This is a genomic window from Pseudomonadota bacterium (assembly GCA_039196715.1).
Taxonomy (GTDB): Bacteria; Pseudomonadota; Gammaproteobacteria; order CALCKW01; family CALCKW01; genus CALCKW01.
The window spans coordinates 1-19971 of sequence record JBCCUP010000078.1; the positions used below are offsets into that span (position 1 = coordinate 1).

17 protein-coding genes are annotated in these 19971 nt (G+C 66.3%); 14 read left to right on the plus strand and 3 right to left on the minus strand.

The genetic code is table 11. The annotated features are described in order from the left end of the window. The first annotated feature begins 276 nt into the window (after positions 1 to 276). Together rnhB and dnaE are read left to right on the plus strand one after the other, a co-directional pair. Positions 277 to 873, plus strand: coding sequence for a ribonuclease HII (rnhB, locus tag AAGA11_19180; protein ID MEM9604994.1), 597 nt, complete (start codon positions 277 to 279; stop codon positions 871 to 873). Positions 874 to 904: 31 nt separating this feature from the next. Next, a complete protein-coding gene (gene dnaE / locus AAGA11_19185; GenBank protein MEM9604995.1) occupies positions 905 to 4378 on the plus strand; it encodes a DNA polymerase III subunit alpha in 3474 nt (1157 codons plus the stop codon). Between the two features lie 38 nt (positions 4379 to 4416). On the opposite strand, the gene AAGA11_19190 is transcribed toward dnaE, so the two are convergent. Further along, positions 4417 to 6063: a thiamine pyrophosphate-binding protein gene (locus tag AAGA11_19190; GenBank protein ID MEM9604996.1), complete on the minus strand. Its 1647-nt coding sequence runs from the start codon at positions 6061 to 6063 to the stop codon at positions 4417 to 4419. A 325-nt stretch (positions 6064 to 6388) separates the two neighbouring features. Further along, positions 6389 to 7129, minus strand: coding sequence for an oxygen-insensitive NADPH nitroreductase (gene nfsA, locus AAGA11_19195; protein MEM9604997.1), 741 nt, complete (start codon positions 7127 to 7129; stop codon positions 6389 to 6391). Positions 7130 to 7591: 462 nt separating this feature from the next. Here nfsA and pckA point away from each other — a divergent pair, with 462 nt between their 5' ends. Further along, entirely contained in the window at positions 7592 to 9226 is a 1635-nt protein-coding gene (pckA, locus tag AAGA11_19200) for a phosphoenolpyruvate carboxykinase (ATP) (protein ID MEM9604998.1), read from the plus strand. Positions 9227 to 9245: 19 nt separating this feature from the next. On the opposite strand, the gene AAGA11_19205 is transcribed toward pckA, so the two are convergent. Continuing rightward, a complete protein-coding gene (locus tag AAGA11_19205; protein ID MEM9604999.1) occupies positions 9246 to 10574 on the minus strand; it encodes a M48 family metalloprotease in 1329 nt (442 codons plus the stop codon). A 206-nt stretch (positions 10575 to 10780) separates the two neighbouring features. Between AAGA11_19205 and ilvB the strand changes: the two genes are divergently transcribed. The 11 genes from ilvB to AAGA11_19260 all read left to right on the plus strand — a co-directional run. Then, entirely contained in the window at positions 10781 to 12502 is a 1722-nt protein-coding gene (gene ilvB / locus AAGA11_19210) for a biosynthetic-type acetolactate synthase large subunit (protein ID MEM9605000.1), read from the plus strand. Positions 12503 to 12504: 2 nt separating this feature from the next. Then, positions 12505 to 12996, plus strand: coding sequence for an acetolactate synthase small subunit (ilvN, locus tag AAGA11_19215; GenBank protein MEM9605001.1), 492 nt, complete (start codon positions 12505 to 12507; stop codon positions 12994 to 12996). Next, a complete protein-coding gene (pssA, locus tag AAGA11_19220; GenBank protein ID MEM9605002.1) occupies positions 12993 to 13754 on the plus strand; it encodes a CDP-diacylglycerol--serine O-phosphatidyltransferase in 762 nt (253 codons plus the stop codon). The genes ilvN and pssA overlap by 4 nt, the downstream gene beginning before the upstream one ends. After that, on the plus strand, positions 13751 to 14206 hold the full coding sequence (locus AAGA11_19225; GenBank protein MEM9605003.1) for a hypothetical protein: 456 nt from the start codon (positions 13751 to 13753) through the stop codon (positions 14204 to 14206). Before pssA ends, AAGA11_19225 begins: the two co-directional genes overlap by 4 nt. Continuing rightward, positions 14199 to 14675 carry a ribosomal protein S18-alanine N-acetyltransferase gene (gene rimI / locus AAGA11_19230; protein MEM9605004.1) on the plus strand — a complete coding sequence of 159 codons (477 nt, stop codon included), beginning with the start codon at positions 14199 to 14201 and terminating at the stop codon, positions 14673 to 14675. The genes AAGA11_19225 and rimI overlap by 8 nt, the downstream gene beginning before the upstream one ends. 111 nt (positions 14676 to 14786) lie before the next feature. Next, positions 14787 to 15548, plus strand: coding sequence for an ABC transporter ATP-binding protein (locus tag AAGA11_19235; GenBank protein MEM9605005.1), 762 nt, complete (start codon positions 14787 to 14789; stop codon positions 15546 to 15548). Beyond that, positions 15545 to 16261 (plus strand): ABC transporter ATP-binding protein, encoded by a 717-nt coding sequence (locus tag AAGA11_19240; GenBank protein ID MEM9605006.1) that lies wholly within the window; start codon positions 15545 to 15547, stop codon positions 16259 to 16261. The genes AAGA11_19235 and AAGA11_19240 overlap by 4 nt, the downstream gene beginning before the upstream one ends. Beyond that, on the plus strand, positions 16261 to 17160 hold the full coding sequence (locus tag AAGA11_19245) for a branched-chain amino acid ABC transporter permease (protein ID MEM9605007.1): 900 nt from the start codon (positions 16261 to 16263) through the stop codon (positions 17158 to 17160). Before AAGA11_19240 ends, AAGA11_19245 begins: the two co-directional genes overlap by 1 nt. Beyond that, positions 17160 to 18119, plus strand: a complete 960-nt coding sequence (locus tag AAGA11_19250; protein MEM9605008.1) for a branched-chain amino acid ABC transporter permease — start codon at positions 17160 to 17162, stop codon at positions 18117 to 18119. The genes AAGA11_19245 and AAGA11_19250 overlap by 1 nt, the downstream gene beginning before the upstream one ends. 181 nt (positions 18120 to 18300) lie before the next feature. Continuing rightward, positions 18301 to 19506 (plus strand): ABC transporter substrate-binding protein, encoded by a 1206-nt coding sequence (locus AAGA11_19255; GenBank protein MEM9605009.1) that lies wholly within the window; start codon positions 18301 to 18303, stop codon positions 19504 to 19506. Positions 19507 to 19662: 156 nt separating this feature from the next. Then, positions 19663 to 19971, plus strand: a 309-nt coding sequence (locus AAGA11_19260; protein MEM9605010.1) for a PQQ-dependent sugar dehydrogenase, incomplete at its 3' end; no start/stop codon positions are given.

The following is a 19971-nucleotide window of genomic DNA, read 5'->3' on the forward strand; positions in this document are numbered from 1 at the left end:
ACTTGAAAGACGGACTTTGCAATATCGACCCCAACGTGGGTAATGTGCATAACGGACTTCCTCCTCATCGTTTCGTTTCAATGGGTTACGTGTAAACACCATTGTGGTGCCCAGACACCGTCAGTCGAAAGGGTGGGGAGGAGTCCATCCCATTGGCATCGTCGCGAAGCGATAGGCAGCGAACTCGCAGGCGCCCAGGAGGCCACCCGGGTGCCGCAACGCGGAATCGGTGGCAGTATGCCGAGTTCGGCGAGACGGGGCAGAGGAGTCAATTGCATGACAGGCGCAGAGGACGGGCGCGTCGCTGGCACCGATGAGGCCGGTCGGGGACCGCTCGCGGGCGCCGTGGTTGCCGCCGCGGTGATCCTCGACCCGGAGCGGCCGATCGCCGGCCTGGCGGACTCGAAGACGCTGTCGGCCAAGCGGCGAGACGCGCTTTTCGATCAGGTCTGCGAGCGCGCGTTGGCGTGGCACATCGCCGAAGCCAGCGTCGCGGAAATCGACCAACTCAACATCCTGCACGCGTCGATGCTCGCGATGCAGCGTGCGGTGTCCGGGCTGCAGCCGGCCGCCGAGGCGGTGCTGGTCGACGGCAACCGCTGCCCCGCGCTGGCCGTGCCGAGCCGTGCCGTGGTCGGCGGTGATGGCTCGGTGCCGGCAATCGCGGCGGCGTCGATCCTCGCCAAGGTGGCGCGCGACCGCCAGATGCGTGAGCTTGACCTGCGCTACCCGGACTACGGCTTTGCCGCCCACAAAGGTTACCCGACCGCCCACCACCGCGACGTGCTCATGCGGCTCGGTCCGTGTCCAGCGCACCGGCGCAGCTTTGCGCCCGTGCAGCGGGCTGAGGCGGCGGCGAGGGCGGTATACTGACATCCCCTGACGCCTGAAACCCCGCGCGCGCATGAACGCTGCCTTCGTCCACTTGCACGTACATTCCGAGTACTCGCTCGTCGACAGCGTGGTGCGGATCAAGCCGCTCGCCAAGGCCGTGGCCGAGAGCATGCCGGCGGTGGCGTTGACCGACCAATGCAACCTCATGGGGGCGGTGAAGTTCTACCGCGCAGCGCTGGGTGCGGGCATCAAACCGATCCTCGCCGTGGACGCGTGGGTGGCCGAGCACGCGGGCGACGCCGACCCGCACAAACTGGTGCTGCTTTCCCAGGGCGACGACGGCTACAAGAACCTTTGCGAGCTCGTCAGCCGCAGTTACACCGAGGGCCAACTCGGCGGTGTCGCCCGGGTGCAACGCGACTGGCTGACACGCGCGAGCACCCAGGGCCTGATCGCCCTCTCTGCGGCACGCCACGGTGACGTCGGCCGTGCGCTGATCGATGCCCGTGAGGACGACGCTGCCGAGCGTCTCGGCGCCTGGCAGGCCCTCTTCGGCGACCGCTTCTACATCGAGCTGCAGCGTATCGGCGCGCGTGACGAGACGGTCTACCTCGACGCGGCCTGCCGGCTTGCGTCTGCGACCGACACGCCCGTGGTCGCGACCAACGACGTCCGCTTCCTGAGCGCCAGCGAGTTCGACGCGCACGAGGCGCGTGTCTGCATCAACCAGGGGCGGGTGCTGATCGACCCGGCACGACCGCGCAACTACACCGAGCAGCAGTACCTGCGCTCGGCGTCCGAGATGCTCGAGCTGTTCGCCGACATGCCGGCGGCGTGTGAAAACAGCGTCGAGATCGCGATGCGGTGCAATACACGCCTGACCCTCGGCGCGCCGGTGCTGCCGGATTTCCCGGTGCCCGCCGGCCAGACCGAAGCCGATCACATCTGTGCGCTGGCGGAGCGGGGCCTCGAACAGCGGCTCGCGGTGTTGTACCCCTCGGCGTCGGAGCGCGCCACGCAGCGCGCGCCGTACGACGCGCGCCTGCGGGTCGAGCTCGACGTGATCAACAGCATGGGCTTCCCGGGCTACTTTCTGATCGTCGCGGATTTCATCGAGTGGTCGAAGAACAACGGCATCCCGGTGGGCCCGGGGCGCGGGTCGGGCGCCGGCTCGCTGGTTGCGTGGGCGCTCAAGATCACCGACATCGACCCCTTGCCGTACGACCTGCTTTTCGAGCGTTTCCTCAACCCCGAACGCGTTTCGATGCCCGACTTCGATGTCGATTTCTGCATGGCTGGCCGCGACCGCGTGATTCAGTACGTGACCGACACCTACGGCGCCGAGAAGGTCTCGCAGATCATCACCTACGGCACCATGGCGGCCAAGGCCGTGGTGCGCGATTGCGGTCGCGTGTTGGGCCACCCGTACGGTCTGGTCGACGGTGTCGCCAAACTCGTGCCGTTCGAGGTGGGCATGACGCTCACCAAGGCGCTCGCCGAGTCCGAGGACCTCAAACGCCGCTACGACACCGACGACGAGGTGCGCAACCTCATCGACCTCGCCTTGCAACTCGAGGGCCTCGCGCGCAACGCCGGCAAGCACGCCGGCGGGGTGGTCATCGCCCCTTCGGGACTCACCGACTTCTGCCCGCTGTACTGCGAAGAAGACGGCGCCAGCCTCGTCACCCAGTTCGACAAGGACGATGCCGAGGCCGTCGGTCTGGTCAAGTTCGATTTTCTCGGCCTGCGCAACCTCACGATCATCGACAACGCGGTCAAGGACATCAACCGCACGCGTGAACAACCGCTGGATATCATGCAGATCCCGCTGGACGACGCGCCCACCTTCGCGCTGCTGCAGGGCGCGGACACGACGGCGGTCTTCCAGCTCGAGTCGCGCGGCATGAAGGAACTCATCAAGCGGCTCAAACCCGACTCCTTCGAAGACATCATCGCGCTCGTGGCGCTGTTTCGCCCGGGGCCGCTGCAGTCCGGCATGGTGGACGACTTCATCGCCCGCAAGCACGGGCGCGAGCCGGTGTCCTACCCGCACCCCGACTACCAGCTCGACAGCCTCAAACCCGTTTTGGAACCCACGTACGGCATCATCCTGTACCAGGAACAGGTGATGCAGATCGCGCAGGTGATGGCCGGCTACTCGCTCGGTGGCGCGGACCTGCTGCGCCGGGCGATGGGCAAGAAAAAGCCCGAGGAGATGGCCAAGCAGAAGGCGGGCTTCGTCGACGGCAGCGTCGCCAACGGCATCGACGCCAGCCTCGCCGAGAAGATCTTCGAGCTGGTTGAGAAATTCGCCGGCTACGGCTTCAACAAATCGCACTCGGCTGCCTACGCGCTGGTCAGCTACCAGACCGCCTGGCTCAAGTGCCACTACCCCGCCGAATTCATGGCCGCCGTGCTGTCCTCGGACATGGAGACCACCGACAAGGTCGTGGTGTTCTACGACGATTGCGTGCGCGCGGGCCTCACGATGCTGCCGCCGGACATCAACGCCTCCGCCGTGCCGTTCACCGCCATCGACGCGAAAACACTCCGGTACGGGCTCGGTGCGGTCAAGGGCGTCGGCGAAGCCGCGCTCAGCGGCATCCTCGCCGAGCGCGAGCAGAACGGGCCGTACGCGAGCCTGTTCGATTTCTGCGAGCGCGCGGATTCACGCGTCAACAAACGCGTGATCGAGGCGCTGGTGAAGTCCGGCGCGCTCGACGGCATTGTCAGCACGCGCGCGGCGGCGATGCGCAACCTGGACGCCGCGATCAAGGCGGCCGAGCAGCAGCACCGCGATGCCGATGCCGGCATGACCGACCTCTTCGGCGGCAGCGGCGGCACGACCGCGCGCGTCACCTTCGAAGACAGTGCCGAGTGGCCGGAACTCGAGCGCCTCGCGCACGAGAAGGACGCGTTGGGCCTTTACCTCAGCGGCCACCCGATCCACTGCTATGCAACTGACCTCGAGCACGTGTCACGCGGCTCGATGGCGGCCCAGTGTGTCGGGCTCGAGCCCGCCAAGGACGGCCGCTTTGCCAAGGGCAAGGACACCGTCGTTGCCGGCCTGATCGTCGCGGTGCGCGTGATCAGCGGCCAGCGCGGGCGGCGCTGCGTGATCACGCTCGACGACGCGACCCTCAAGGTCGACGCCGTCATCAGCGGCGAGCTCTACGACAGCTTCGTCCACGTGATTGCGGTCGACCGGGTGCTGGTCGTCGAGGGCGAGTTGGTGGTGGACGATTTCTCGGGCGGATTCCGCATACGCGGACGTGAGGTCTACGACATCGACGCGGCGCGTGCCCGGTTTGCCAAGGGCGTCGTGGTCACGCTGGGGTCGGTCACGCCCCAGGGCATCGACCCGATCGCCGAACTGCTCACACGGCACGGCGCCGGCAGCCTGCCGATCCTGCTGCGCTACCGGAACGGCGAGGCACGGGCCGCAATCCGGCTCGGTCAGGCGTGGCAGGTGCGCCCGGAAACCGCGCTGATCGACGCGTTGAGCGAGTTGGAGCCGGTGGAGACCGTCGAACTCACCTACTGACGGCAGTCCGCAGCGGTGGATGCGCGGTGCGCCGGCTGTCAGGACTCGAGGCCCGAAAGCGTGAGGGTGGGGGTGATGGCCTCCGCGTCGGTCTTGAGGTGCAACAGGGCGAGGCGATCACTCGCGCACGCACGCGCCAGTGCGCCCGCGAAGTCGGCGTCACGCGTGACGGTCTCGGCGTGCGCGCCGTAGGCACGGGCGAGCGCGGCGAAATCCGGGTTGACCAGCGTCGTTGCGCTGACCCGGTGCGGGTAGTCGCGTGCCTGGTGCATGCGAATCGTGCCATAGACGCCGTTGTCGGCGACCAACACGCGGATGGCCACACCGTGTTGTTGCGCCGCGCCGAGTTCCTGCAAGGTCATCTGCAGGCAGCCGTCGCCCGCGAGACAGACCACCTCGCGCTCCGGAAAGCGCCGCTTCGCCGCGATGGCGGCCGGCAAGCCGTAGCCCATCGAACCGGAGGTCGGTGCCAGCTGCGTGCCGGGCCGGTAGCGCATGAACCGGTGCAACCACCCCGCGTAGTTGCCTGCGCCATTGCAGTACACGGTGTCGGCCGGCAGCGCGTCGCGCAGGTGGGTGATCACGTGGCCGAGCTGAACCTGCCCCGGTGTCTCTGGCGGCGTTTCGGACCACGCGCGGTAGGCGGCGTGTGCGTCGCGGGTGCGCGACCCGTCACCGCGTGCGTTGTCGGACACACGCCAAGCGGCCAGAAACGGCTCGGGTGCCGCGTTGATCGCGAGCGTCGGGGTGTAGACGCGGCCGATTTCCTCGGCGCCGGGGTGGACGTGGACCACCGTCTGGCGCGGCTGCGGCACCCCCAACAGCGTGTAGCTCTGGCTCGGGATCTCGGACAGTCGCGTGCCGATCATGACGATCAGGTCGCTGCTGCGTACACGCTCCAACAGCGCCGGGTTCGGGGCGAGGCCGAGATCGCCCGCGTAGGCGATGTCGTTGTTGTCGATCAGCGACTGCCGTCGGAAGGTGCACACCACGGGGATGTCGAGCCGCGTGGCGAGCGCGATGAGGCGGGTGCTCGCCGTCGCTGTCCAGCGGGAGCCCCCGGCCAGGATCACCGGCCGTTCGGCGCGGGCGACGTGCTCGGCGAGTGCCGCCATGCTCGCGTCTGTCGGCGCCGGTGCCGTCGCCTCGATGCGGCCCGGCACAACCGCTGTGGCGTGCTCGCGCAGCATGTCCTCGGGCAACGCGAGCACGACCGGGCCGGGACGCCCGTTCAGGGCGGTGTGCCAGGCCCGAGCGAGCATCTCCGGCACGCGCTCGGCGCTGTCGATTTCGGCCACCCACTTGGCCATCTGGCCGAAAGTCTGGACGTAGTCGACTTCCTGGAAGGCGTCGCGTCCGCGCTGCCCGCGCGCGATCTGGCCGACCAGCAGCACCAGCGGTGTCGAGTCCTGCTGCGCGACGTGTACGCCGCTGGCGGCATTGGTCGCACCCGGTCCCCGTGTCACGAGGGCGACGCCCGGACGGCCGGTCAGCTTGGCGTCGGCCTCGGCCATCATCGCGGCGCCCCCTTCCTGGCGTGCGTTGATCACATCGATGTCGCTGTCTATCAGTGCGTCGAGCACGGCCAGGTAACTCTCGCCCGGCACACAGAACACCCGATCGACGCCCTGCGCGCGCAAGGCATCGACAACCAGTTGGCCGCCGGTCTGCGTCTGATCTGTCACGAAGACTCCACCCACTCGAACGAGGCCACAGTGTGGTCCAGAGAACGTCGGATGCCAACCGGGCAGCGTCGCGCTGGTGCGGCGTAAGCGTGTCGCGGCTCAGGCGGCCCGGCGCTCAGTGGAGTGGGTCGGGGCGGTCTGTGTCGGCGGTGCGGGCATCGGGGCGTGCAACAGGTGCCAACCCTTCATGGCGGACAGGGAAAAGCGGGTGCGTGCGGGGCGGGTCGGAGCGGGGGTCAGGTCGCGGTGTCCGGTGAGTGTTTCAGTTATGGTGCACCGGCGCGCCCCTGCGATCTGTGACCTCGTTCGCAGTCTCGTCGCCCGGTTACCGGCGGGCGAACCCCCGTGCAGTGAGGAAGCCCCGCATGTGCGGGCGCGACTCTTTGCCGGTCAACCCGGCCATTTCCTCGGTCCAGCTGCTGTCCTTCTTGCCGCCGGTGCGACTGCGGTAGTAGGCCCGCAGGGTGTCATCGTACGCGGCAATGTGCGCCCGGCTGTCGTCGTCTGCCTGGTAGCGTTCCTCCATCAGCACCGCGGGCAGCGGCAAGCGCGGCTTGACCTCCGGGTCCTGATCCGGATGCCCGATGCAGAGACCGAACACCGGGTAGACCTGATCCGGCAAGCCGAGCAGGGTGCTCACCTCCTCGGGGTTGTTGCGCAAGCCGCCGATGTAACAGATCCCGAGACCCAGACTCTCCGCGGCGACCACGGCGTTCTGGGCGGCGAGCGCCACGTCGATGGTGGCGATCATGAAGTGTTCGGTCATGCCCTCCACCATCTCGGTGTCCTGCACGGCACAGGCGAGCCGCGCCCGGTACAGGTCGGCACAGAAGACCAGGAACACGCTGCTGCTGGCGACATAGGGCTGCCCGCCGGCAAGCGTTGCAAGCGCGTCCCGGGTGTCGGGGTCGCGCACGCGGATCACGCTGGTTGCCTGCACGTTGCTCGACGTGGCCGCCGCCTGGGCGCAGGCAATCAGGGTGGCCACCGTCTCGTCATCAACGGGCTCGTCGCGGAATTTGCGGATCGAGCGGTGGGCGCGCAACAGGGCGATGACGTCGTTCATGGGTCTCCGAGTGGGTGTGGGGCGGGGGGGCCAGGCGCGCCACAGTGGCAGCATCGGGCGCAGCCTGTCCAGCGCCGTCGGCGACGCTGCGCTTCGGCCCGGCGAACGGGGTGAGCAGGCGAGGTTGTAGTCCAAGTCTGTTTCTGACTACACCAGCTTTGCTACACTGCGGCTCCGAGTGACATCAGCCCTCCCGCGTCATGGCTCGTCGATGCCGCCACCCCTGGCCAGCCCACCGCGCGCACCCCGTGCCCGACGCCACCCATCCGAACCGCAACCGCACCGTGCTCCCCTCGAAATACGTCATGCATTTCAATATGTTGGCGATGTCGCCACCGGTTGTTCCAGGTGGCAGGGGGCCGTTGTGCGGCACCGTGGTGCCCTAACACAACATATCTTGCCGCGCGTGCCGATACAGCGCGCATGCGCGATACAACAGCAGCAGCCACCCGAGACCCTGCCATGACCGACACCTCGCTCGACGCGATCACGCACTTTCTCAACGCCGAACAGATCACGGCAGCGGGCGCCCTGCACGCCAACCTGTCCTTCGACGCGTTGTACGAGCACGAGGTTCGGCCCGGTCAGACGGGCTGTCATCAGGGCCAGGTGACCGACACCGGCGCCGTGGTGGTCTACACCGGTCGGTTCACCGGCCGGTCATCAAAGGACAAGTACCTCGTCGAGGACGCGCTGACCCGCGACTCCGTGTGGTGGAAGTCCGAGACAAACGGCTCCGACAACCAACCGATGACGGCAGAGGCCTGGCAGGCGGTCAAACGCGTGACCACCGCCGAACTCTCGCGCGGCGACCTGTACGTCATGGACCTGTTCTGCGGCACCAACCCCGCGACGCGAATGGCTGTGCGGGTGGTGACCACGGTCGCCTGGGCGGCGCATTTTGCCAAGAACATGTTCGTGCGCCCCGACGCCGACGAGCTCGACGGCTTCACCCCGGACTGGACCGTCTTGCACGCGCCCGAGGCCGAGCTCGAGAACCACGCCGATTTCGGCATGCGCTCGCCGGTGTTCGCGGCGTTCAATCTCAGCGAACGGGTTGCCTGCGTGGGCGGCACCTGGTACGGCGGTGAAATCAAGAAAGGTCTGTTCTCGATGATGAACTACTTCCTGCCCGAGCAGGGTGTGGGGTCCTTTCACTGCTCCGCCAACGTTGGTGCGGGCGGCGACGCAGCACTCTTTTTCGGCCTCTCCGGCACCGGCAAGACGACCCTGTCGACCGATCCCAAGCGGGAACTGATCGGCGACGACGAGCACGGCTGGGACGCCCAGGGCGTGTTCAATTTCGAAGGGGGCTGCTACGCCAAGACCATCGACCTCTCCGCAGAGACCGAACCCGAGATTCACGCCGCCATCCGCCGCAACGCCCTGTTGGAGAATGTGCCGCTGAGCGGGTCAACACCCGACTACGCCGACCGCTCCTTGACGGAGAACACCCGCGTCTCCTACCCGCTCGACCACATCGACAACATCGTTCGGCCGGTGTCGCGCGCGGGGCACCCGAAGAACATCATCTTCCTCACGTGCGACGCCTTCGGCATCCTGCCGCCGGTGGCGAAACTGAGCGAGGAGCAGGCCAAGTACTACTACCTCAACGGCTACACCGCCAAGGTCGCCGGCACCGAGCTGGGCCTGACCGAACCGACAGCGGCCTTCTCGGCCTGTTTCGGGGGCGCTTTCCTCACCGTGCACCCGACGCGCTACGGCAAGATTCTCGGCGAAAAGATGGCAGAGCACGGCTCGCGTGCCTGGCTTGTCAATACCGGCTGGAGCGGCGGCGGCTACGGTGTGGGCAAGCGCATGTCGCTGAAAGTCACCCGCGCCATCATCGACGCGATTTTCGACGGCTCGCTCGCGGCGGCCGACTTCGAGGCGATGCCGTTGTTTGGCCTCGCCATCCCCACCGCGGTGGCCGGGGTGGATTCGGCCATTCTGAACCCACGCAACGCCTGGCAGGACACCGCGGCCTACGACGCCGGACTGCAGAAACTGGCCGGCATGTTCGTCGCCAATTTCGCGAAGTACACCGACACGCCTGAGGGTGTTTCTTTGGCCGAAGCGGGCCCGCGCGCCGCCTGAGGCTCGTTGGGGCCGTGTTTCAGCCGCCCGGTCGGGCGGCGTTGTCGGCGTTGATCTCGGCGGTGACGTCGGCCAGGCGCGACGACAGGCGCGCGTGCCGGTTGCTGCCTTCTTCGGCCGTTTTCAGTGCCTCACTGAAGTGCGCGGCGGCCCGTTCGAGGTCGCCCCGCATCGCGTAATACTCCCCGTACCAGCGTTGCGACTCGGCGAGGTCTCCGGCCGCGCGGTGGTACTGTGCGGTGCGCCGCAGCATGCTCGCGTTCGGTGCCGGGTGGGTTCGCAGCCAGCGGCTCAACACCGCGCTCGCCCGCGCGTAGTCGCCCTGACGGGCGTGCTCGCTCGCTTTGACGTGGTGCGTGAGGTAGTCGAACGGGTAGTCGCGCTCGAGCTCGGCGAAGAGCGTGTCGGCGGCGTCGGTGCGTCCGGCGCCGAGCAACGCCCGAGCGCGCAACAACCGACTGTAACGCGCTTCACGCCACGGCTCGGGCAGGCGGTCCAGGTGCACGAGGCTCGCCTCGGGATCGGTTTCGAGCTGGGACAGCGCGGCGCCGTAATCGGCTGTCGGCGAATCCGCGAGGTGTTGATCGAGCAGGTGGGCAACGCGTTGCTTGACCAACGCAAACCCCGGTTGTGGCGCGTTGCCGGTGTCAGGCTGCCGCCGTGCCCGTTCCCAGGCCTCGCCGACGCGGTTGGGTGTCAGCGGGTGCGTCTGCAGGTACTCGATGCCGCCGCGTGCGTTAAGGCCACTCAGCGCCGAGAGGTGTTGCAGCATCTCCGCCATGCCGGCCGAGCGAAACCCCGCGTTCTCGAGGAACTTCTGGCCAATCCGGTCGGCCTCCCGTTCGTTTTGTCGGCTGTAGTCCAGTTGCTGTTGCACCGATGCCGCCAGCCCAGAGTAGACCGCCGCCTGGGCCGCCTGCGGGTTGTCCCGCACCACCAATGCGCCGGCGAGCAACGCGGCGAGCGTGGCGAGACCGGAGCGCGACTGGCGCGCGAACACGCGCTCGACGTGCCGTTGGGTCAGGTGTGCGAGCTCGTGTGCGAGCACCGACGCCAGCGCGCTTTCGCTCGGGGCTTCGAGGATCAACCCGGCGTTGACGCCAATCAGACCGCCGGGCAACACGAAGGCGTTCACGGTCGGGTTCCTGAACACCGTGATCGACTGCACCCCGGTGGTGATCGCATTGGCGCCGCGCAAGCGGTTCACGAGGTCCACGAGGTAGCTTGTGGTGACGGCGTCGTCGAGGGTCTCGCTCCGCTGCACCAGGGTGCGAAGCACGGCCCGGCCGAGGCGTTCGAGTTCGGCTTGACGCGATGCGCCGCCGAGGTCGGGGGTGGTGCCGAGCACCGGAAAACACGCCAGAGCGAACGCCAGGACAGCGGCACTCGGCAGTCGGCGTGCCCTGGCCCTGAGCGTTGCGAACAACTGGCCCCTGCACCCGGGTGCAGCGGGTGATTTAGGGTGATGAAACGTTATAGACTTGTCCGTTCGCATATTGTCAAGCCACAGCCCACCAGCAACCCCGTGGGCGCACCAACTTTCCGAGGTTCACAGTGGAACTCAGCGGCGCAGAAATTCTGTTCAAGTGTTTGGAAGCAGAGGAAGTCGAGTACGTCTTCGGCTACCCCGGTGGCGCCGTACTGCACATCTACGACGCCCTCTACAAGCAAGACACAGTGAAGCACATTTTGGTTCGCCACGAGCAGGGTGCGACGCACGCAGCGGACGGGTATTCACGCGCGACCGGCAGGCCTGGGGTGTGCCTGGTCACCTCGGGGCCGGGGGCGACCAACGCCGTGACCGGGCTCGCGACCGCTTACACCGATTCCATCCCGCTCGTGGTCATCACGGGGCAGGTCGCCCAGCCCATGATCGGAACCGACGCGTTTCAGGAATGCGACATCATCGGCATCTCTCGCCCGTGCGTGAAACACAACTTCCTCGTCGATTCGCTCGAGAACCTCGCGATGACGGTGAAGAAGGCGTTTCACATCGCCACGACCGGCCGCCCCGGCCCGGTGGTCATCGATATCCCGAAGAACCTGACCGACCCCAACATCACGATCCCGTTCGACTACCCGGCGGACATCGAGATGCGCTCCTACAAACCGGCGATCAGCGGCACCCAGGGCGATATCCAGCGTGCCGTCGACCTGCTGGTCTCGGCCAAGAAGCCGATGATCTACGCCGGCGGTGGCGTGATTCTGGGTGAGGCCAGCACGCAGCTGACCGCCTTGGGTCGCGAGCTCGGCTACCCGGTCACGAACACGCTGATGGGCCTCGGTTGTTACCCTGCGAGCGACCCGCAGTTCGTCGGCATGCTCGGCATGCACGGCACCTACGAGTCCAACATGGCGATGCACGAGTGCGACGTGCTGCTCGCGGTCGGCGCGCGCTTCGATGATCGGGTCACCGGTCAGATTGACACCTTTTGCCCGCACGCCCGCGTCATCCACATCGACGTGGACCCGGCGAACATTGCGAAGAACTTTCCGGTCGAAGTGCCGATTGTCGGCGACACGAAGGCGGTTCTCGAGGACATGCTTGCCCTGTTGTCCGAGACCAACCGTCGGGCTGACCCCGATGCGATTGCGCATTGGTGGGATCAGATCAAGTCCTGGCAGTCGATCAATTCCTACAACTACGACCGCAACAGCAGCTTGATCAAACCCCAGTTCGTGGTCGAGAAATACTGCGAACTGACTGAGGGTCAGGCGTTCGTCACCTCGGACGTCGGCCAACACCAGATGTTCGCTGCGCAGTTCTACCGCTTTGACCACCCGCGTCGCTGGATCAACTCCGGTGGCCTCGGCACGATGGGCTTCGGATTGCCGGCGGCAATGGGCGTGCGGTTCGCCCACCCCGACGCGGAAATCGGTTGCGTGACGGGCGAGGGCAGCATACAGATGTGCCTGCAGGAACTCTCCACCTGCAAGCAGTACGGCGTGGCCTTCAACATCCTCAACCTCAACAACGGCTACCTCGGCATGGTGCGCCAATGGCAGGAGTTCACCTACGAGTCGCGCTACTCGAGCTCCTACGTCGACGCGCTGCCCGACTTCGTGGGCCTGGTCGAGGCGTATGGCCATGTCGGCATGGTCATCGACAAGCCCGGCGACGTCGAGGGCGCGTTGCGCGAGGCCATTGCGATGAAGGACCGGCTCTGCTTCCTCGACTTTCGCATCGACACCGAGGAGAACGTGTACCCCATGATCGAACAAGGGAAAGGGCATCACGAAATGCGCCTGAACCCGCGCCGCAGCGAGTTTGCCTGACCATGCGCCACATCATCTCCCTGTTGATCGAAAACGAATCGGGTGCGCTCTCGCGCGTGGCCGGCCTCTACAGTGCGCGCGGCTACAACATCGAGTCGCTGACCGTCGCGCCCACCGACGACCCGTCGCTCTCGCGCATGACCATCGTGACCTTCGGCTCTGACACCGTGGTCGAGCAGATCGCCAAGCAGACCGACAAGCTGATCGACGTGGTGCGGCTGGTGACCTACACCGAGACGCCGCACGTTGAGCGCGAGTTGATGATGGTCAAGCTGCGCGCGATCGGTGCACAACGCGAAGAGGCAATGCGCCTGGTCTCGATCTTTCGCGCCAAGATCGTCGACGTGACCGACTCGACCTACGTCGTCGAAGTTACCGGTGACAGCGGCAAGATCGACGCCTTCCTCGGCGCGGTGCCCAGTGAGCAGATCCTCGAGGTCGTCCGCTCCGGGGTGGTCGGCATCGCGCGTGGCGAATCGGCGCTCAAAGTGTGAGCGACGAGTCCGGCAAGCCACGGCGCGGCATCTACCTGCTGCCGAACCTGTTCACGACGTCGGCGCTCTTCGCCGGCTTCTTCGCCGTGATTGCCGCGCTCGAAGGCAATTTCGACAAGGCCGCGATTGCGACGCTCGCTGCCATGGTCTTCGACGGGCTCGACGGCCGCATCGCGCGCATGACGAACACACAGTCGGCGTTCGGTGCCGAGTACGACTCGCTTGCCGACGTCGTGTCGTTTGGGGTCGGGCCTGCGTTGGTCGCCTACCTCTGGTCGCTGAAATACGCCCCGGGGAACGGCCTCGGCCAACTCGGCTGGATCGTCGCCTTCGTCTTCACCGCGTGCGCAGCCTTGCGTCTCGCCCGCTTCAACGTGCAGATCGGCACCGCCGACAAGCGCTTCTTTCAGGGACTGGCATCGCCGTCGGCGGCGGGTCTGGTGGTGAGCTACGTGTGGGTCGCGCACGACCTTGGTGTCAGCGGCAAGGCGATGGTCGGCGTGTCTGTCGTCGTCACCGCCGTGGCCGGGTTGCTGATGGTCAGCAATTTCGCCTACTACTCCTTCAAGGACATCGGCGACCACAAACAACTGCCCTTTGTCGCCGCGTTGTTTCTGGTGCTTGTCTACGCGGCAGCGTCGCTCGACCCGCCGAAGGTGCTGTTCGGCTGTTTCGCCGTCTACGCCCTGTCCGGGCCCGCCATTTCCGCGTGGACGCGGTTCCGGCGGCACCGGCGTCAACGCAACCAGGTCGAATGACGCCGTCTGCGCGAGCGCAGTGGCTTGACGCGATCGGCGTCGAGCGCTGGGTGCAGCGCGTCGGCGCGCACGACACGCTGGACGCGCCCGTGGCGGTACGCGACACCGCAGCCGCCGACCTGCCGCCCCCTCGGCTGACCGTGGTCTCGCCGGCGTTGCGTGATGCCGAGCAGGCCGTGCTCGACAAGATGCTTTCGGCCATCGCGCTGCAGCCCGGGGACTGGGCGCTGCAGTCAACCGACGGCGCGGCGTTGAGCCTGCCGCAGGACGGCCGCGCGGTGTTGGTGCTGGCGCCGGTCGACCACGAGCTCGCCTGGTCCGTCGCCTGCGAAGCCTATACCGGCGTCGCCACGGTGGTCGCACACCCCAGCCGGTTCACCGCCGAGCCCCACCTCAAGCGCCCGGTGTGGGAGTCGCTCAAACAGCTGGAGTCGGCGATCCGCGGTGCCTGAGAATGCAGGTTCGACGCCGGTTCGTCTGTTGCGGCCGATGCAGTACACCGACCTCGACACCGTGGTGGAGATCGAGTGTGCCGCGCACATCACGCCCTGGAGTTCGGCAACCCTGCGCGAATGCCTGCGCGTGGGCTACGACTGCGAGCTGTTACTGGAGCACGGCAAGGGGATGGGCTTCTCGATTGCCCGCACCGGCCCGGACGACACGGAGTTGCTGAACCTGTGCGTGCACCCCGACCACCAGGGCGGCGGCCGTGGGCAGCACCTGCTCGATGCGGTGATCGCGCGGGCGCGCCGCCACGGCGTCGAGCGCGTGCTGCTGGACGTGCGCGAGGGCAACGGACCCGCACGGACCCTGTATGCCAAGAACGGTTTCCAGGCGATCGGGCTCCGGCCGGGCTACTACGGGCTGGCCGACGGTGGGCGCGAACACGCGGTTGTCATGGCCTTGCTGCTGGGCAGCTGAACCCGTGTACCGTGCGTGACGTTGAGCGTCAGGGCCTTGGCATGCCGGTCGGCCCAGCACACCCGAGGCAACTTCGTTAGAATGCGCGCTGTTGCTCGACGAGTGGACTCCATGCTCACGGTAGACAAGCTGTGCAAGCACTTCGGCGGACTGCACGCCGTGCACAACTGCAGTTTCAGTGTCGCCGAGGGCACGATCACCGGGCTCATTGGCCCCAACGGGGCAGGCAAGACCACGACCTTCAACATGATCGCCGGGGAGCTGCCGCCGACCGCGGGCAAGATCCTCTTCGACGGTCAGGACATCGCCGGCCTGCCGACCCACGAGATGTTTCACCGTGGCATCGTGCGCACCTTTCAGATTCCGCACGAGCTCGCGCAGATGACGGTGCTGGAAAACCTCATGCTGGTGCCGCCGGAGCAGCCCGGCGAACGGCTCTGGAGCAACTGGTTCTCGCGCGGTGCAGTCCGGGCGCGTGAAAAAAGCGTGATGGAGCAGGCCGAAGACGCGCTCGACTTCCTCTCGATCTACCACTTGCGCGACGAGCTGGCGGGCAACCTCTCGGGCGGACAGAAGAAACTCCTCGAGCTGGGCCGGACGATGATGACCGACGCCAAGCTTGTGCTTCTCGATGAGCCCGGCGCCGGTGTGAACCCGACACTGGTGCTCAAGATCCGCGACATGATCCTGCGCTTGCGCGAAGAGCGCGGGTACACCTTCTGCCTGATCGAACACGACATGGACATGATCGGTGCCCTCTGTGACCCGGTGATCGTGATGGCCGAAGGGGCGGTGCTGATGGAAGGCAGCATGGACGACGTACGGCGCGACCCGCGTGTGCTCGATGCCTACCTCGGCGGCGAAGCGGCATGAGCCGGGTGCTCGAACTCGATGCGGTCAGTGGCGGCTACGGCGACACCGAGATCCTCCACGGCATCAACATGCACGTCGATGCCGGTGAAGTCGTCGTGGTCATCGGCCCGAACGGCGCCGGCAAGTCCACCGCCATGAAGGCCGTGTTCGGGCTGCTGAACCTCACGGCTGGCGCGGTGCGGCTCGACGGCACCGACATCACCAACACGCCGCCGAGTGATGTCGTCAAACAGGGCGTGTGTTACGTGCCCCAGACCAACAACATCTTCGCGAACCTCACGGTCGAGGAAAACCTCGAGATGGGCGCCTTCGTGCGCACCGACGACTTTCGCCCGCAACTCGAGAAGATTTACCAGATGTTTCCGCCGTTGCGGGAGAAACGGAACCAGGCAGCCGGTGACCTTTCGGGCGGTCAGCGCCAGATGGTCGCGATGGGCAAGGCGCTCATGCTCGAGCCGCGGATTCTGCTGCTCGACGAGCCCACTGCAGGCCTGTCACCGAAGTACCGCGGCGAGATCTTCAGCACCGTCCGCCAGATCAACAGCGCCGGGGTGCCCATCCTGATGGTCGAGCAGAACGCCAAGCAGGCGCTCGGTATTGCCGACCGCGGCTACGTGCTGGTTGACGGCTCCAACTCCGTCGATGGCAGCGGTCAGGACCTGCTCGACGACCCCAAGGTCGGCGAGCTCTTTTTGGGCGGGGGAGGGGCCTGATGTACGCACTCTACGACTTCATCAATTTCCACTTCATTCCGGGGCTGGTGCTCGGCAGCATTTACGCGCTGGGTGCCATCGGCGTCACCCTCACCTTCGGTATCCTGCGCTTTGCCAACTTCGCACACGGCGAGAGTATGACGCTCGGTGCTTACTTTGCTTGGTCGCTGGTCGCGGTCTTCGGCTTGCACCCGATGGCCGCGCTGCCGATTGCAATGGCCCTGACCGCCGTCGTGTCGATCGGTATCGACCGCGGCTTCTATCGGCCGTTTCGTGTCGCGCCGACGATCATGCTGGTGATCGCGTCTTTCGGCATGATGCTCATGGTGCGCTCGGTGATCCAGTTCTCCTGGGGTGTCCAGCTGAAATCGCTGCAAACCGGCATCCAACCCCCCATGGTGCTGTTCGACGCCATCCGTATTTCGCCCAAACACGTGATCATCGTCGGTGCGGCGTTGCTGCTCATGCTGATCGTGCACCTGATCCTCTCGCGCACGAAGATGGGCAAGGCGATGCGGGCGATGTCCGATTCGCCCGAGCTGGCCAAGCTCACCGGCATCGACACAGAACAGGTGATCCGCAACACCTGGATCATCGGCGGCGCGCTGGCCGGCGCGGCCGGGGTGCTGCTCGCCTACGACACGCACGTGGAAACCATGATGGGATTCCAGGTGCTGCTGCCGACCTTCGCCGCCGCCATCCTCGGCGGTATCGGCAAGCCCTACGGGGCGATGCTCGGCGGCCTGATCATTGGCCTGGCCGAGGAGCTCTCGACCTACCCGTGGATCGGTGACGCGCCGCTCGTCAGCCCGGGGTACAAGGCCGGGGTGGCCTTCGTGCTCATGATCGGCATCCTGCTCTGGCGGCCGAGCGGTATCCTGCGCGGGAGGGTCTTCTGATGGACGCGCTCTACGGCTACGGGCTCTACGCGATCTCCCTGCTCACCATGGGCGGCATCTACGCCGTCCTCTGCCTCGGCCTCAACGTACAGTGGGGCTTTGCCGGTCTTTTCAACGCGGGCATCGGCGGCTTCTTTGCGATCGGTGCCTACGTGACGGCGCTGCTGACCACCGCGCCCTCGGCGCGCCACATCGGCGGCTTCGAAATCAACACCCTCGTCGCGTACGCCTGCTCGATGGTCGCCGCGGGCCTGATCGCCTGGGGTGTCGGCAAGGTGTGTCTGCGGTTGCGCTCGGACTACCTCGCGATTGCGACCATCGGGGCCGCCGAGGTCGTGCGGCTGATCTTCAAGAACGAGACCGACTACACCAACGGTCCGCGTGGCGTGTCGGCCATCCCGAAGCCCTTCGAGACGCTGCCCGAGCCCTGGAACCACGTGGCGTTTCTCGCCATCGTGCTGGTGGCGGTCGGGCTCGCCTTCTGGGCCCTGCAGATCGCCCAGCGCGCCCCCTGGGGGCGCGTGATGACGGCCATCCGCGAGAACGAGCCCGCGGTGCGCGCAGCCGGCAAGGACGTCGAGCAGTTCCGCATGGAGGGCTTCGTGCTCGGCGCCATGCTGATGGGGCTGGCCGGGGCGTTCATGGCGCAGTACCTCAAATTCGTCGATCCGAACGTCAGCGACCCCTTGACCGCGACCTTTCTCGTCTGGGTGATGCTGGTGGTCGGCGGCAGCGCCAACAACAAGGGCGCGGTGCTCGGCGCCCTTTTGATCTGGACGCTGTGGTCTGCGAGTGAGATAGTGACAGGAAGACTGCCGGACGACTGGGCGGTGCGCACGGCCTACGTGCGGATCTTCCTCATTGGGCTGATGCTTCAGATCTTTCTGCAGAAGTACCCCCTGGGTATCTTCCCCGAGCAGCGGCCGAAGCCGCCGCGCAGCACGCGAGAATCGGCTTAGATGCTGTTGTCACGAGTTGAAGAATCGAGCGAAAACAGTGATTTGCGAGAACCGCAGCGCAGTGTACTTTTGGTACATGAGCAGCGGAAGCGCAGCAGTCGCTGTTTGCAGCCGGTTATCCGGCTCGTGACAATATCATCGAGAGCCGACCCCGATTTCACCCCTGGAGGACACACCATCCATGAAAACTCCGTTTAAACTCGCCGCCCTGGTCGCGGCATGCTGCAGCACTGCAGCACTGGCTGGCGACATCAAGGTCGGGTCCGTCGCGGGCGTGACCGGTCCGATCGCCGAGCTGGTCGCCCCGATTGTTGCCGGCCGTAACCTTGCAGCCCAGCACGTCAACGAGCAGGGTGGCCTGCTCGACGGCGACACCATGAGAATGGTGCTGGCCGACTCGGCGTGTGACCCGAAAGCGGGCGTTGACGCGGGCAACAAGGTCGTCAACGTCGAGCAGGTCGTGGCCATCGTCGGCGCGAGCTGCTCTGGCGCCACCAACGGCATGGTCTCCTCCGTGTCGATCCCGGCCGGTGTGATGTCCATTTCGGATTCCGCCACCGCGCCGTCCATCTCCGAATTGGAAGACAACGGCCTGGTGTTCCGGGTTGCCCCGTCCGATGCCTACCAGGGCGCGGCCCTGGCGGAGCTGGTCTACGCCGACGGCAACACCAAGGTCGCGATGACCTACGCCAACGACGACTACAACGCCGGCATCGCCGAGGTCTTCGAGCGGGCATTCGAAGCCGCCGGCGGCACAATCACCGGCAACCAGGCGCACGAGCCGAAGAAGGCCTCTTACCGGTCCGAGCTCTCGACCCTGTCACGCGGCGGTCCCCAGGCGTTGGTGGTGTTCTCCTACTACGGCTCCGGCGGTATCACGATCCTGAAGAACAGCCTCGAGAACGGCCTGTTCAGCAGCTTCTACGCGGCGGACGGCATGTTCGACCAGTCGGTCATCGACCAGATCGGCGCGGACAACCTGCGTGGCAACATCAAGATCACCCAGAGCTCGTCCGACACCGGCGACGCGTCCTACCAGGCCTTCGCCACGCTCTACGGCGACGCCACCGGCGACGACCCGGGCGCGCCCTACGTCGCGCACGGCTACGACGCGGCCTTCATGACGGCCCTGGCCATCGAGCGTGCGAAGTCAACCGACCGTGCCGCTATCGCAGCCGCCATGACCAAGATCGACAACCCGCCGGGCATGATCATCCGCCCGGGTGAGTGGGCCAAGGCGAAGGCCGCGCTCGCTGCCGGTGAGCCGATCAACTACGAAGGTGCGTCCGGCAACGTCGATTTCGACGAGAACGGCGATGTCGGTGGCGTCTACGGTGTCAACACCGTGAACGACGAGGGCACCTGGACCCAGACACTGCTGAAGTGATCTGAGTCGCACTCGACCCGAGTGGAAAAGCCGCCTCGCCCGAGGCGGCTTTTTTTTGTGTCGTGGAAACCGCCGCCCGGCGGACCAGTTGGAACAAGTGACGATCGCTTGCGTCTGAGCCGGAGAAAACAAGCGAGGTGACGTGTCGTGCATGAGGTGCTGAAACGGTTTGGGTTCGGGTGTGCGGTGCTCTCGGCGACGCTGATGGCCCCAGTGGCGTTGGCCGGCTACGCGCTCGAGCGCATCACGGGTGGCCTGGATGTGCCCTGGGGCATGGTGCAGTTGCCGAACCGGGATCTCCTGATCAGTGAACGCGATGGTCGACTCATCCGCATCGCCGACGGCGGCCGCGGTGCACGCACGGAACTCGGCGGGGTGCCCGAGGTGGCCTCGAAGGGGCAGGGTGGCTTGCTCGACCTCGCGCTGCACCCGGACTACGCCACCAACGGCTGGCTCTACTTCAGC

What these genes read in the sequence shown, in the direction of transcription:
- AAGA11_19225 (MEM9605003.1), top strand. Translation starts at nt 13,751, where the DNA reads ATGACGCCGTCTGCGCGAGCGCAGTGGCTTGACGCGATCGGCGTCGAG.
- rnhB (MEM9604994.1), top strand. Translation starts at nt 277, where the DNA reads ATGACAGGCGCAGAGGACGGGCGCGTCGCTGGCACCGATGAGGCCGGT.
- ilvN (MEM9605001.1), top strand. Translation starts at nt 12,505, where the DNA reads ATGCGCCACATCATCTCCCTGTTGATCGAAAACGAATCGGGTGCGCTC.
- dnaE (MEM9604995.1), top strand. Translation starts at nt 905, where the DNA reads ATGAACGCTGCCTTCGTCCACTTGCACGTACATTCCGAGTACTCGCTC.
- AAGA11_19240 (MEM9605006.1), top strand. Translation starts at nt 15,545, where the DNA reads ATGAGCCGGGTGCTCGAACTCGATGCGGTCAGTGGCGGCTACGGCGAC.
- nfsA (MEM9604997.1), bottom strand. Translation starts at nt 7,129, where the DNA reads ATGAACGACGTCATCGCCCTGTTGCGCGCCCACCGCTCGATCCGCAAA.
- AAGA11_19235 (MEM9605005.1), top strand. Translation starts at nt 14,787, where the DNA reads ATGCTCACGGTAGACAAGCTGTGCAAGCACTTCGGCGGACTGCACGCC.
- pckA (MEM9604998.1), top strand. Translation starts at nt 7,592, where the DNA reads ATGACCGACACCTCGCTCGACGCGATCACGCACTTTCTCAACGCCGAA.
- AAGA11_19245 (MEM9605007.1), top strand. Translation starts at nt 16,261, where the DNA reads ATGTACGCACTCTACGACTTCATCAATTTCCACTTCATTCCGGGGCTG.
- AAGA11_19255 (MEM9605009.1), top strand. Translation starts at nt 18,301, where the DNA reads ATGAAAACTCCGTTTAAACTCGCCGCCCTGGTCGCGGCATGCTGCAGC.
- AAGA11_19250 (MEM9605008.1), top strand. Translation starts at nt 17,160, where the DNA reads ATGGACGCGCTCTACGGCTACGGGCTCTACGCGATCTCCCTGCTCACC.